The 15,908-nt window shown below is 37.1% G+C and carries 8 protein-coding genes; 7 read left to right on the top strand and 1 reads right to left on the bottom strand.

The window, feature by feature from the left end:
• Positions 1 to 109: 109 nt before the first annotated feature.
• Positions 110 to 1,321: an MFS transporter gene (locus EKM03_RS06340; RefSeq protein ID WP_126568242.1), complete on the bottom strand. Its 1,212-nt coding sequence runs from the start codon at positions 1,319 to 1,321 to the stop codon at positions 110 to 112.
• A 544-nt stretch (positions 1,322 to 1,865) separates the two neighbouring features.
• Between EKM03_RS06340 and EKM03_RS06335 the strand changes: the two genes are divergently transcribed.
• From EKM03_RS06335 to EKM03_RS06305, 7 genes are all read left to right on the top strand, one after another.
• Complete coding sequence (locus EKM03_RS06335; protein ID WP_126740045.1) at positions 1,866 to 6,599, top strand: LamG-like jellyroll fold domain-containing protein; 4,734 nt, start codon at positions 1,866 to 1,868, stop codon at positions 6,597 to 6,599.
• A 579-nt stretch (positions 6,600 to 7,178) separates the two neighbouring features.
• On the top strand, positions 7,179 to 7,400 hold the full coding sequence (locus EKM03_RS06330; protein ID WP_126740044.1) for a hypothetical protein: 222 nt from the start codon (positions 7,179 to 7,181) through the stop codon (positions 7,398 to 7,400).
• A gap of 185 nt (positions 7,401 to 7,585) precedes the next feature.
• Positions 7,586 to 8,170, top strand: a complete 585-nt coding sequence (locus EKM03_RS06325) for an RNA polymerase sigma factor (RefSeq protein ID WP_126561838.1) — start codon at positions 7,586 to 7,588, stop codon at positions 8,168 to 8,170.
• Positions 8,171 to 8,262: 92 nt separating this feature from the next.
• Entirely contained in the window at positions 8,263 to 9,207 is a 945-nt protein-coding gene (locus EKM03_RS06320; RefSeq protein WP_126561837.1) for a FecR family protein, read from the top strand.
• Between the two features lie 89 nt (positions 9,208 to 9,296).
• On the top strand, positions 9,297 to 12,746 hold the full coding sequence (locus EKM03_RS06315; RefSeq protein WP_126740043.1) for a SusC/RagA family TonB-linked outer membrane protein: 3,450 nt from the start codon (positions 9,297 to 9,299) through the stop codon (positions 12,744 to 12,746).
• Positions 12,747 to 12,760: 14 nt separating this feature from the next.
• Positions 12,761 to 14,191 (top strand): SusD/RagB family nutrient-binding outer membrane lipoprotein, encoded by a 1,431-nt coding sequence (locus EKM03_RS06310; protein WP_126740042.1) that lies wholly within the window; start codon positions 12,761 to 12,763, stop codon positions 14,189 to 14,191.
• Positions 14,192 to 14,216: 25 nt separating this feature from the next.
• Positions 14,217 to 15,791, top strand: coding sequence for a calcineurin-like phosphoesterase family protein (locus tag EKM03_RS06305; RefSeq protein ID WP_126740041.1), 1,575 nt, complete (start codon positions 14,217 to 14,219; stop codon positions 15,789 to 15,791).
• Positions 15,792 to 15,908: the final 117 nt, after the last annotated feature.

The raw sequence follows: 15,908 nt of genomic DNA, 5'->3' as shown, positions 1-15,908 counted from the left end.
TAGAAAAACGAGGCTTTTTCAGCTGTAGTTTTTATTACCTTGGAATACAAGTACAGAGCAGGATACGAGCGAAGCGAACTGACGAAGTAAATATAGCTACGAAAAAGTATTATTTTTTCTTTAAATTAGGCAAAAAGAAAGCAATAATTCCGATCAGCGGCAAATAGGCACACAGGTAATAGACATAAGTGATGCTGGTGTGATCTGCTAGATTTCCGAGTAAAGCAGAGCCTAAACCTCCCATTCCGAAGGCGAAACCATAGAAAAGTCCAGAAACCATTCCGAGTTTTTTAGGCAGTAATTCCTGTGCAAAAACCAGAATAGCCGGAAAGGCTGAGGACATTATAGTTCCAATGAGGACGGAAAGGACTCCGGTCCAAAATAAATCGACAAACGGCAACAGTAAGGTAAAAGGCGCGGCTCCCAAGACAGAGAACCAAATGACGTATTTCCTGCCGTATTTATCGCCCAAAGGCCCACCAATTAAAGTTCCTATTGCGCAAGAAGCTAAAAACAAAACCAAGTGAAACTGGGCATCCTGCACTGATAATCCAAATTTTTCGATTAAATAAAAGGTGAAATAACTGGACATGCTGGCCATGTAAAAGAATTTTGAAAATATCAAAACCATCAAAATTCCCACGGAGATTGCGATCGTTTTTTGAGACAAATTAGGCAAATTGATTACCGTTTTTTTAGCGCTCCTTAAACTCAAATGATTTTGATACCACAGGGCAATCCTACTCAAAACAACCAATCCGATAAGGGCGACGGAGACGAACCAAATGATGTGATATTGGGAATTAGGAACCACAATTAAGGCAACCAGTAAAGGCCCGATTGCTGTTCCTGCATTGCCCCCCAACTGAAAAATGGATTGTGCCAAACCCCGTTTTCCTCCAGAGGCCAAAAAGGAGATTCGGGATGCTTCAGGATGAAAAATAGACGAACCGATCCCGACCAATACAACCGACACTATGATCATTGAAAAACTGGACGCATAGGACAAACCCACAATTCCGGATAAGGTAAAAAGCATTCCGAAAATTTGGGAAAAAGGTTTTGGTCTTTTGTCCGTGTAGAGTCCCACGATCGGCTGCAAAATGGAAGCCGCTAATTGATAGGCCAAGGTAATTAACCCGATTTGGGTGAAGGTTAAATTAAAATTTTCTTTTAAAATAGGGTACGCGGCCGGAATAACGGCCTGTAATAAATCATTGAGCAAATGAGCAAATGCAATAGAAAACAGGACAGGATACACGGTTTGCTGTGCAATAACGGCAGTGTCAATTTGTGTTGCATTATCAGAAGATGAATTCATATTTTTTAATAAAACTGTATTATTAACGCGAATAAGGAGTAGCAAAAAGCAGCCTAAACCGTTAAATTAATTAAAAACAAAAGACTGAAAGCCATACTATTTAAGATGCTTTTGACTCCTTTTTGACCTAGCTGTATACTCTGAATAAGGTGCTAAAATTAGTTAAAAATTGCGTTTTAATCCGTAAAAAAGATGGAAAAAAATTAAAACAAGCACGATTTGTTATTACAGTAAATTAAAATCCTGTTTAGGTATTTATAAAAATTATTACGCCTCTCTTTGTAGAAATTCAGTACTGCCTTGCCTATTTTTTTTTTACAAAAAAAGCAGAAAAAATACATTTTTACGCGTTTAAACGGTGATAATAGCTTTTAAACGGTAAAAAAAGAGTGTTTTACTGAAAAATATTTTATATTTGAACAGTTAAATTATAGTGTAAAAGTCTTAATTGAATGAGGATTAAAATTCATTAATAACGATAATTAGTCTCTTGTACCATACCAGTTTACAATTATAACCACGATAATTCATACATTTCCTAAACATGAAAAGAACTTTACTTTTTACAAAAACAACCTGTTTTACTATAGCGCTTTTATGTCTTGTTTTTTTAGGATATTCACAGACCAAAACCATACATTACGAAAATTTTGACGCTAATAATGGAGGCTGGACATCAAGCACTGAATCAGGGAGAAATGGATCATGGTCCTATAACGCAAATCCTATAATTGGCGAAGGAAGTTACTGGAGCATAAATAATTACAACGATTATGGAATTAATTATTTAACAAGATTAACGAGTCCTGTAATTTCAACTAGCGGTTTTAATAATGTTAAATTCTATATTGATATTCGTTATAAAACAGAAGTCAACTGGGATGGTATGAATATAGAATACACTACTGACCCACTTGGATTAACAGGATGGGTCAGATTAGGAAACTCTAGTAATGTAAATAATTGGTATAATGACAATGATGTTAATGGTATAGGTAATAATGTTCATGGATGGTCTGGAATAAATACTGAAGTAGAGCAAAGTCCATCTAAATTTATAGAAGCCTCGATATCTGGTAGTGATGTCGCTGGATTAAATAATGCTACCTCTTTACGATTTAGAATTAATTTTGGATCAGATAATAATCGTAACGATGACGGAGTAGCTATTGACAATGTCATAATTAAAGGAGAACATATTACTGCACCAGCAAATCCAGCGATAGGGCCTGGTAATATAAACGGAAATCTTAAACTTTGGTTAAAAGCAAATGTAGGGACAAACTCAACAACTGATAACAGTACAGTAACCTCATGGTCAGACCAAGCCTATGACAATAGTGCAAACGGTTATGGTACTTTTGCTCCTAAATACAGAAACGATGCGAGTCGAAACATTAATTTTAATCCTGTTGTAGATTTTAGTCGAAGTGGAAGTAATGTTTTAAAAGGAAAGGGAGGCTATTGGTCTACGGATTATTATGTTGTAGTAAAAACAAACGGTAATTCCGATAAATCAACAAATAATTCACAAGAAATAATATCTGGAAGGATAACAACTGAAAATTTTGGGCAAGATGGAACTGGACTGGGATTAGGAAGAATTTCCTCTCGATTTAATAGTGACAATTTAATATCCCACATGATTGGAACCTATTCAGTGTCCAGTAATCCAGACTCTTATGGTCGAAGTTATGCACCACCTTCTCCTACAAATACTGTTGGAGGAACCGTAATGATTTTAAATATCAAATCAAATACCTCAGTAACTCCAAACGTTACTGAAATTTATTTGAATGGTAAAAAAATTGATACTCATACAGCTACAACTGGGACAAGTGGTACAGGAACTCCGTTAACTTTTTCGGATTTTAACAATTCTGTTTATCAATTAGGAGTCGGTAGATTTACTCTTAATGGTTTTTTAGTAGGAGGAGTTTTATTTAACACCTATCTAGATGGTAGAATAACAGAGGTAGCAAGTTATTCGACCGCCAGAACTGAGCTTGAGCAACAAAAAATACAATCTTATTTGGGAATTAAGAATGGAGTAACCTTACACGCAAGCGGAAGTACGACAGCAGATAATTTTGGAGATGTAAACTACATCGATTCCAATGGAGATCCTATTTGGGATGTTGCAGCTAATACAGGTTTTAATTATGACATAGCTGGAATAGGAAGAGATGATAATACTGTACTAATACAAAAGCAATCTAAAAGTGAAAATCCTAATACAGTTTTAACTATTGGGCTTGGTGATATAACAAGCACCAATAGTAATAATCCAAATAATTTTGGAGGAGATAGAAACTATCTGATGTGGGGTTCCAACAATGGCACAATGTCAAACTCTGGAATCAACTTAAACATTAATCTTGGACCAACAACCATTTCTACTAGTACTGAGGTAGTCAACAGGAAATGGAAAGTAGTAGAAAAAACAGGAATAGACGTAGGCACCGTTCGTGTCAACATTCCAGCGGCGACATTCTTAAGCGGATTACCTGCTTTAGGCCCAACAGACGCATACGTAATGGTTGTGGCTACCAATTCAGCTTTTACAACAGGACTTGAAACTGTTTTCATGTCAACAGCGAGTGGCAATCAAACCTGTTTATATGATTTTGATGGAACTAAATACATCACTTTTGGTGTGGCACATAGAGCCACAAAACCGTTACATATAACACTCGATGGGCTTGACGATTTTGTAAGAATTGGCAATAGCAACGAACTACCTGCTGCATTTTCTTTTATGACCTGGATACAACCAAATGGCAATAATACTTTAGCAAATGAACGAACTATTTTATCAAAAAAATCCGCTGCTGGAAATGGATATCAAATAGTTTTACAAAACGACAATAGAGTTAGGTTTGAATGGTACAATGGGTCAGCTGTTTTAAGTACCGCTATCACAAATACCATTTTACCAAATGCAAAATGGCATAATATAGCATATACCCATACTTCCAATACATTATCTATTTATATTGATGGTGTTTTTGAAAAAACAGTGACAATGACCGGAAATCCTGGTACATCAACAGGGACTTTCAGTATTGGTGGCCAGTACATAACTAAAAACGCCATTAATAACCTCTTTAAAGGTGATATAGACGAACTCAGAATGTGGAATCGAGTACTTACCGCAACAGAGATTCAATTTATTATGAACCAAGAAATAGTACAAAGTAATACCGGAACAATTGGAACTATTATTCCTTCTACAATTACTAAAAACGATACTAATACCTTACTTTGGAATAATTTAATTGCTTATTACTCTATGAACTCTTACATAGGAACACATCTTGACGATGATTCAGTAAATGTGAACAGAGGAAGTTTAGTAATTCCTGATAAAATATCAATCAATGTACAAAATGCTCCGATGCCATACATTAGTGATAGTAATGGGTTATGGCAAACTCCAACAACATGGAAAAATGGAGGAAATCAAGATGTACCATATAGTTTATCTATTATCAACAATACTACTCCCATAGATTGGAATATTGTAAAAACAACCCACATTATTACTTCTCCAGGAAATAAAACCGTTTTAGGATTATTTGTTAACAGCAATACTTTAAGTGCAACTAACAATTCCAAAATAGAAGTCTCCCATTATCTAAAACTCGATGGAAAAATAGACTTAGTAGGCAGATCCCAATTGGTACAAAAACTAGGCAGTGACTTAGATGCAACAAGTGCAGGATCCATAGAAAGAGACCAGCAAGGCCAAGGCAATAAATTCAATTTTAACTATTGGAGTGCTCCGGTGGGTCGAATTAACGATACTACCAATAATTTTACTGTAGCTGAAGTCTTAAGGGACGGAACAAATCCTGCAGTTCCAGGAACGATAACTTGGATTAATGGTTATGACGGCGCTACGACTCCATTTAGTTTAGCACGCTACTGGATTTATAAATTTGACAGCAACCTGAATACCTCTGATTATGCTAATTGGACTCAAATAGAAGAAACAGGCACACTTCAAGCAGGAAAAGGATTCACCTTGAAAGGACCGGGAACTTCAGGAACACAAAACCTTACCTTTTCAGGAAAACCAAATAATGGTACTATAACAAATACCGTTGGTTCTGATCAGTTATTACTGGTAGGCAATCCGTATCCTTCAGCATTGGACGCTGATCAATTTATAATGGATAATATTAATTCTATTGAAACGTCAACAACTAATCCGGCAATTGATGGCGCCTTGTATTTCTGGGAACATTATTCGACCAACAATTCGCATGATTTAACGGCGTATCAAGGTGGTTATGGCATTAGAAACTTATCCGGTGGAGTCGCTCCAAGTGCTACAGGAGTCGATTTCATAAGTGGTACTGGATCATCCTCAAAATTAGATCCAAAAAGATACATTCCCGTAGGACAAGGATTTTTTGTAATTGGAAAAATTGGATCTGGTGGTACCGTAACTTTTAATAATAATCAAAGAGATTTTGTTAAAGAAGATTCTCTCGGTCTTTCGCAGACAATCTATAGAATCTCTAAAACACCTAAAGATTCAAATCATTGGACTGACAACAGCAATGCTCGAATTGAGAACGACACGCACAAAAAAATACGTCTCGGATTTAATGTTATCGACAAAACTTTTCACAGACAGGTACTTCTAGCCTTTATGGAGGAAAAAGCGAACACAGAAATGAATGATGGCTATGATGCCTATAACATTGATGATTATCCTAGTGATATGTATTTATTGAATGGCGAAAATAAATTAGCCATACAAGGAGAAGGTTATTTTAATCAAGAGGCCTCCTTCCCTATTGGGGTTCAAACAGAGGCTGCTGGAAAAGTATCGTTTGGTATTGATGCCTTAGAAAACTTTGATGAAAACCAAAATATCTTTATTTACGATAAAGAAACTGATACTTACAATAGCCTAAAAAACAAACTTTATGAGGTAACACTTCCCGAAGGATATGTTACGAATCGTTTCTCTTTGCGATTTACTGACAAAAGTCTTGCGGTACAAAACCCAGTATATGATAGCGCAATTACTGTATTCTTTACCCGTTCTAATAATGTTTTGAATATTGCAAATAGTGCAAATGACAACACCGTTCTTTCTGTTTCTCTTTTCAATATTCAAGGGAAATTAATGGATGAATGGAAGGTTGTGGACAAAGAACAAACCAATATGAAAATCCAGATTCAAGATAACGCAGCTGCAGTGTATATTGTAAAACTGAAAACGTCCAAAGGAAGCATCAGCAAAAAAATTATCGTAAAATAAGTTCCTACCCATTTGTAATTTAGCACCAATAAATTGATTTTTTCATTCCAATAAAATAACCCGTAATTGACCGCAAAATCCATTCAATCTATGGGTACTCCTTTTTATATTTTTTTGATTCCATTCTTTTGTATTGCAGGCTAAGTCAAAAATAACCACAATTTCATTTTTTAGCATGGGCCCTATTGATAATTCTGTAAAATGACAGTTGCTAAAAAACAAAAGGACTCTCGACTAAGTGGACTATATTTACAAAAGAGAACTATTCCTAAAAAAGTTAGCATCGAATCACATTAATTTTCAGCATTTTTTTTAAAAATTAAAATAAAAATTCCGGGTAATTCGGGTAATTCGTGGCTGGAATAATTAAGTGGTATAATTACGGACGGTCCTGTATAATAATCTTATTAATGGCAGAAGAGCAAAACTTATTTAGAGAAATACTTAAAAAGTATATTTATAAAAAATAAAACTTACCTTATATTTTTAATAGTACTCTGAATTTTAAAATTGATTTGAATTATTATCTATATTTGGACTGATATCCAAAGTAAATAAACCAATTTTAAAATTTATAACATGAAAAAAATACTAACATTTGTTGCAATTGCATTCTTCACTACTGCTCTTAGTGCGCAAGAAGTAAAAGCTGTCGCAAAAGCTAAAAAAGAATCCTGTTGTGCCAAAAAAGACTCCAAAGCAATGACTGCCGCAGAAGTTGAAACATGCAAAACAAAATGCAAAGCCGAAGGAAAAAAGTGTGCGGCAACAATGGCAAAAGCCAGCGGAAAAAAATGCTAAACTAAAACCTTCCATTTTCACTTTATAAAAAACGACGCTTATTTCAGCGCCGTTTTTCTTTTTAACCAGAAAAAAAATGTTCAACCCCGTTGGGGATAAATCATCGACATTCGTTAACCATAGCTTAAACTCCTTTCGAATCCCAGCACGTTAAAATTGATTTCATTTGTAGCAACTACTACAGCATGAAAACAACACTACTACTATTATCCGATACGGAATTACAAACAAGATTGCAGCACCAGGATCAGCTTGCCTTTGGCATCTTATTTGACCGTTATTGGAAAAGATTGTATACCTATGCTTTTAAAATCTACAAAGAGGAAGCCATTTGCGAAGATATTGTTCAGGAAATATTTATTAGTCTCTGGGAAAAATCAGCCAATACATCTATTGAAAATTTAGAAGGTTATTTACTCCGAGCCGTCAAATACAAAGTTGCCAATCACATTCGGGATTTAAAATTTGATTCCGGGCATCTTGAAATACTCCAAAACATCCCGAATCCTTCCGGAACCGACAAGCATTTAGTATACCAAGAATTTGAATCCGAAATTTTTAAGCAAATAAAGAAACTCCCTCCCAGAAGCCAAGAAGTCATAATCCTGAGCCGATTGGAACATTACACCAATATTGAAATTGCCCAAAAATTAAACATTTCAGTCCGCACCGTAGAAAAGCACATCAGTGATGGATTGAAATTGCTTAAAATGAAGATTGACCCCTGCCAATTCTCGATTTTTATTACGGGAATGTTGCTGCAATGTTAATCCACGCCCACTTCTGTTACCAAATCTTTAAGACTGAATTTCCCACTACGTAAAAACAATACCAGCGGGTACTTATAGTAAAAAGACCCGTTTTGCAAAAAGAAGACTTCCTCACATTAGCCCAAAAATATGTTCAAAATAAATGCACCCTATCCGAAAAAGAGGCTGTAGAAACCTTCTTCTTTAAACAAACAGAGAAAGAACAAAACATCATAATCTTTTCTTTAACCCAAGAGAAAAGAAATGCAATCCTACATAAAATAAATACTACCATTAACAAGCCCAAAGGAAAGCAGCAAAAACGCTATTCGAATATAGGCAAAATAGCTGCCATTGCACTTCTTTTTATCGGAATTTCTTTCGTAATAACCCAATCTACCAGTACAAATCGCATCACACAATCCGCTGCCAAAGGGGAAATAAAAACACTCTTTTTGCCTGATGGCAGTCAGCTGGTTTTAAATGGCAACAGCAGCGTTACTTACGCAACCAATTTCAAAAACAACCGAAAACTAGACCTTAAAGGAGAAGCTTATTTCAAAGTAGTTCGCAATCCAAAAAGTCCTTTTACAGTAGAAACCCCTCAATTCAAAATCAAAGTTTTAGGAACTTCTTTTACCATTAGCGCGTATGAAAATTATCCCAATACCATCCGTGTGCTATCCGGAAAAGTAACCGTGAATTCTAAAGAAAACCCCAATCACAACGTATTGCTAACTAAAAATCAACAACTGCGTTTTCATACATCACAGCTTCCACTGCTCACAAACAATACCCGGGAAGATTTCTTGGCTTGGACTAAAAATATTATAGTGCTCGAAAATACAAGCCTTGGCGAAACAGCCGCAATTTTGAGAAATAAATTTAATGTCACCATTCTTTTTGAGCATCCGGAATTAGAGCAACTTCGGATTACCGGAAAATTTAAAAACGAAAATATCACTACTATCCTCAACAGTATTGCCGAGGTAAAACAATTAGAAATTCACGTTCAAAACCAAAACACCATTTTTATACGAGAAAAACCAAAGAAGTAAATGCTGGAATTCGCTATTAAAACCAATACTTAAGTGGCATTCGAATTGAGATCCCATTAAAACAAAATAAATATTTAAAACCTATTAAAATGAATTTGAAAATCCAATTTCTTTTTTCCCTAAAATTAAAAAAATACCTGTACCTGTTCAGTTTCCTCTTCATATTTTCTGAAATGGCTGCAATGCCTTATACAACTATAACTACCGAGGAGAAAAACTTCTCTATCGACATCAAAGAAATCCAAATCAGGGAAGTCTTTGATATCTTAGAAAAAAAGACTCCTTACACCTTTGTTTTTGACCAAGCAATCGCCTCTTCAAAACAACGTTTGACTTTAGTGGTAAACAAGGAAAGCATACATACTATTTTAAATAAAATTACCGCCCAAACTGGCTTTCAATTTCGCCGCATCAACAATACCATTTCTGTAACCAAATCTCCTTCAATTCAGCAGCTCACACGCGGCACAGTAAATGATTCTCAAGGCTTGCCTTTACCTGGAGCAAGCGTTTTAGAAAAAGGAACTACAAACAGCACCACAACTGATTTTGACGGAAAATTTAGTCTGACCACCTCCACGGCTAATGCGATTTTAGTAGTTTCCTATATGGGTTTTGATGACAAAGAAGTATCCGCAAATAATTCTGCGCCACTGGTAATCCGCTTAACAGCGAACACTAATGCGCTGAACGAGGTTGTGGTAACTGCTTTAGGAATTAAAAGACAGGAAAAACAATTGGGTTTTTCGCAACAAACCATCAATGCTGATAATCTGGCACAAACTGCTCCAAATAACTGGTCTTCAGGCCTAAAAGGAAAAGTGGCCGGTTTAAATATCGTTTCCTCAGGATCCGGGCCTCTAAATTCCCAACAAATTACCTTAAGAGGAAATAATTCGTTGAATCCCAATGGGAATAATGCCTTAATTATTGTAGATGGTGTTCCCCTAAACAGTAAAATAACCAGCTCAGGATCTGACAGTGCGTATATGGGCCGCGATTCTCCAGTTGATTTTGGTAACGGTATTTCAGACCTTAACCTTGATGATATCGAAAACGTAACAGTCTTAAAAGGACCCGGAGCCACTGCACTTTATGGAAGTCGTGCCGCAAATGGTGCGTTAATTATCACTACCAAATCCGGTAAAAAGAACAAAGGCCTTGGGATTAGCTATAATACAGGAGTCACTTTTGACGTCATTCAACGTTGGCCAGATTACCAATATGAATATGGTCAGGGTACCGGCAAATCATTTGATCGAAATGGAAATCCGTATTATTCCTATTTAAGTTCTGCCGATGGAAACAATACGGGTTCCACCAGTAGCGCCTGGGGACCAAAATTTGACGGACAATCCTATTTTCAATACGATCCCGTAACGCAGACTCAAGGAACCGAAAGAACACCTTGGACTCCCTACAAGAATAATATTAAAGATTTCTGGCGTACCGGAATTACTATAAACAACAACCTCACGCTTCAAGGCGGGGACAAAAATGGTTCCATGAGAATGTCTATTGGTCATTCTAAAAATGAATGGATCATGCCTAATACCGGATTTGAAAGAATTACAGCCTCTGTGAATGCGGATTATAAAATCTCGGATAAAATTAAAATTGCTTCGGTGATCAATTACAACAACAGAGACAGTGACAATTTACCGAGTACCGGTTACAATAATGGCTCTATCGCCTACTTTACGATTTTCCAAAATCCAAATGTAGATCTCGATTGGTACCGCCCTATTTGGAGACAAGGTCAAAACCAAATCCAACAGCTGCAACCCTTCAGTAGTTATATTGATAATCCCTATTTAATTGCCAATGAAGCTACAAATTCCTTAGCAAGTAACCAAATCGTGGGAAATCTGAACGCCACAATCCAGTTGGCTCCCAATTTAGATCTTTTATTGAGAACTGCTTTAAACACCTACCATCAGGATCGGGAGCAAAAAAGACCCTACAGTATCAACCGGTATGCTAAAGGATTTTTTAGAACACAGGATGTATTTATGCAGGAAGTAAATTCTGATTTTTTATTGACTTACAAGAATAAGCTGTCAAACGATTTTTCCTTTTCTGCGTCAGCAGGTGGAAATGCGATGAGCTATAAATACCAAAGGATGGATGCTGCTGTGGAAGGCTTGGTCGTTCCTGATGTTTATAAATTGGCAAATGGGATCAGCAATCCAATCATAAGTGTAAATGACAGTTATAAAAAAGTCAATAGCTTGTACGGACTGTTCTCCCTTTCTTTTAAAGATCAGATTTTCTTAGATGTTACGGGCAGAAACGACTGGTCCAGTACTTTACCAGTACAAAACAATTCTTTCTTTTACCCTTCTGTAAATACCAGTTTTATTCTTTCTGAAATATTCAACTTACCCAAATCACTGGAATATTTTAAATACCGATTGTCTCTTGCCCAAGTGGGTAATGATACTGATCCGTATAGAACCAGTAAATACTACGATCAATCTGCCTTTGCAAGTTCAGCAGTAGCGCCATCAACCTTGTATAATGCCAATTTTAAACCGGAAATCACCACCAGTATTGAAACCGGTTTTGAAGGGCGATTATTCAAAAACAGAATCAATTTTGACGCGACGGTCTATCAGACAACGACTAAAAACCAAATTATTTCTGTTCCCTTAGACATCACAACGGGATTCAGTTCCGGCATCATGAATTCTGGCGAAGTTCGAAATCGAGGAGTTGAACTCACCCTAACCGGAAAAATTGTCAATATGGATAAATTTAAGTGGTCAACCACTTTAACTTGGTCCAAAAACTGGAATCGCGTCATGGAACTTGCCGATGGTATTCAGGGACAACAAACCATTGGTTCAGGAGGTTCAGCCACATTGATTGCCAAAGAGGGTGGCACAACAACCGCAATATACGGCTACGGTTTTGTACGATCTCCTGACGGTCAGATTGTATATGACAATGCGGGTTTACCGGCCTATCCGGATGAAATTCAATACATAGGCGATGCCACTCCGGATTGGAGAGCCGGATTATACAACAGTTTTAAATTTGGAAACATAGGTTTAAATGTCATGTTGGATGGTCAACTTGGCGGTATCATCTATTCCCAAACCCATCATAAACTATCTGAAATGGGTAAAATCAGATCTACCATAAAAGGACGCGAAGAAGGAGTGATTGTAGGCGAAGGAGTTGTATTAAATTCCGATGGTACGTATTCTCAAAACACTACTGAGGCACTGACTCCGGACTGGTACGCCAGGTATTACCGCAGAGCCAATGTCGAGTCCAACTCTTTTGAAGCTTCTTATGTAAAATTGAGAGAAGTAAGTCTGCAATACAGTTTCTCTCCAATATGGCTTAAGAATACCGGCATTACAAGTTTAGATGTATCGGTTTTCGGTAGAGACTTAGCGGTTCTTTCTGACTTTCCTATTTTCGATCCGGAAACGGCAGCCTTAAATGGAGATACTATTTTACCCGGTATCGAAATGGGTCAAATGCCCACCCCTGCTACCTATGGTTTTAATTTAAAAGTGAATTTCTAAACTATTATTTAAAGATGAAAAAAATACAAATTTTTACTACAACTTTAGTTCTAATACTGCTAAACTTTGCTTGCACGGGCGATTTTAGCGAGCTCAATGAAGACCCTAACCGGATTGCCCAGATAAGTCCGGGAACATTAATTAATCCTATTATTTATGGTCTGGCTACACACAACGCGACCCGAAGTGCGGGTGTCACGTTCGATTTGATGCAGGTATCGCTCCCCTTTCCCAGCGTTTCCGGAGGGCTTCACCGTTATGATTTAAGTCAGGAAATAGGCTATTCGTCCTGGGCTAATTATTACAAATGGCTCAATAATATCAAGGAAATGAAAACTGCGGCGATACGGGCAGAGGATCGCAATTATGAAGCCATTGCACTGACACTAAATGCTTGGGTGTATGCCAATCTTACGGATATTTTTGGACCGGTTCCCATGACCGAAGCTGTAAACGGTGAGGAAGGCAACCTTTATCCCGCATTTGATTCTCAGGAATTAATTTACACCACTATTTTAGCCGATTTAGAACGAGCAAATGCCCTTTATAATTCCACTACTCCTATGATTTATGCCAGTGACATCCTCTTTCAAAACAATGTCACGAAATGGAGAAAATTCACTAATTCCCTTCAAATGCGTTTGTTGTTGAGAATATCCAACCGTACCGAAACCAATTCTTTTCAAAAGTTGGCAACGATGATTCAAAATCCAACACAATACCCTGTTTTTGAAAACACATCCGAATCTGCCATCCTGAAAGTAACTGGGGTAACCCCTAATGTTTCTCCTTGGGGAAGACCGCAGGATTTTAGTTTAAACGTAAAAATAGCCTCTTTTTTTATAGACAATCTAAACACCATGGCCGATCCCCGAAGACCTGTTATTGCTGGTGTTGCAAGAGACTTGAACAATGTTTCCATAGGCTACAAAGGAATTCCCAGTGCCTATGCAGGAGCTGAATCTCAGTTTGCTTACAATGCTTCTACGTTTAATGCAACTCAGATAACCAATCCCATGAATATTTTCTTGATGACGTATGCCGAAGTAGCTTTTATAAAAGCCGAAATGGCGCAAAGAGGATTCACCACGGATGCCGAAACGCATTATAAAAAAGGAGTTAAGGCCGCCATGGAGCAATTGGGAGCCACAATACCCAGTACTTATTTTGATAATTCATTAGCAGCTTATGATGGCACTTTAGAAAAAATCATGCTTCAAAAATATTATGCCCTTTATTTTATCGATTACCAACAGTGGTTTGAATACCGCAGAACTGGATTCCCAATTCTTCCAAAAACGACTGCCATGGAAAATAATGGAATTATGCCTTCCCGTTTTTATTATCCAACGAGCATTCAAATCAACAACCAGCAAAATTACCTCAAAGCAGTTGAAATGTTGGGTACAGATGATATTAACACTAAAGTTTGGTGGGACAAATAAAATCTTAATTTAAAATAAATAAACAATGAAAAAATCAACATTCTCCATTTGTGCCTTGCTGTTTTCAATAGGAATTATGGCACAAACCAACGTTCAAGGTTGTGTTTTTGAAGACCACAATCAGAACGGCAAAAAAGAACGAAATGAAAAAGGAATTGCTAATGTTTCCGTAACCAATGGTCTGGAAGTGGTCCTTACCGATGAAAAAGGTAAATACATCCTGCCTATTAGCGACGATGCAATTATAGCCGTAATTAAACCCACCAATTATAAAGTAGGCGTGGATGAAAATAATCTGCCTCAGTTTTTTTACAATCACAAACCCAATGGCTCTCCTCAATTAAAATTCAAAGGAGTAGACCCCACGGGAAAATTGCCTAAATCAATCGATTTTGGTTTGGTTCCCCAACAGGAAAATCAAGAGTTCACAGCTCTTATTTTTGGTGATCCGCAACCTTATACCCAGGCTGAAGTTGACTTTTTTGCCAAAGGGATTGTAGCCGAAGTAGAAGGAATTAAAAATGTTCCTTTCGGATTGAGCCTGGGAGATCTAGTAGGAAATGACCTTGCTCTTTTTAATCCTTACATTAAAGCGGTACAAAAAGCGGGGATTCCGTGGTACAATTTATTGGGAAATCACGATCTTAATTTTGATGCCACCACAGATGAAATGGCCGATGAAACCTACGAAGCCCATTTTGGCCCAGCAAATTATGTCTTCAATTATGGTAAAGTCCATTTTATCGTCATGGATAATGTGCTCTATCCTGATCCCCGAAATCAAAAAGGATATTGGGGCGGTTTTACACCAAAACAGTTGCAGTTTATAGCCAATGATTTGAAATTGGTTTCAAAAGAACATTTAATAGTGCTGGCTTTTCATATTCCAATAAGTGAGCCTACCGATGAAGATACTTTCAGAAATGCAGATCGGGATCAGTTATTCGAACTTTTAAAAGATTTCCCAAACACACTTTCTCTTTCTGCCCATACCCACATTCAACGCCAGGATTACTTTGGCAAAACCGATGGCTGGTTGCAGGAAAAACCACACCATCATTACAATGTAGGAACCACTTCCGGAGATTGGTATTCCGGAAAACTGAATTCCGAAGGCGTTCCGGTTTCGACCATGCGTGATGGAACACCAAAAGGATACGCCTTTATTAATTTTAAAGGAAATAAATACAGTCTGGATTATAAAGTGGCGGGCAAACCCAAAACCTATCAAATGGAAGTTTTTGCACCCAAAGTAGTGGAAAAAGGCCGTCCTACCCGATCCGGAATTTATGTGAATTTCTTTATGGGAAGTAAAAACGACAGCCTCGAATACCGTGTAGACCAAGGCGAATGGAAAGCAATGGACTATGTAAAGGAAATAGATCCTTCGTATGCCACTGAGGTTTATGAATGGGATCTAACCGAAGAATTAATTCCTGGTAGACGCTCGTCTAATCCTATAGAAAGCAAACATCTTTGGAAAGGAAAAATTCCTACGAATCTGGAAATAGGCGTACATACGATCGAGATTAAAGCCACAGATCAATTTGGAAAAACCTACACTGAAACAACTTCCTACCGCTTGGAGAATCAAAAATAAGTTTGTTTGTTTTTTATTTTTTAAAAGGCTCGCTAAAGATTTTAATCCAGGCGAGCTTTTTTTATTCAAAATAAATAGGAGTACGCTGCTCCCATATAATAGTACGGCACATTCCTT

The sequence above is a fragment of the Flavobacterium sp. GSP6 genome, assembly GCF_003984855.1.
Taxonomy (GTDB): Bacteria; Bacteroidota; Bacteroidia; order Flavobacteriales; family Flavobacteriaceae; genus Flavobacterium.
Note: the sequence above shows the minus strand (reverse complement) of the source record. Positions and strands in the feature narration are given on the sequence as shown.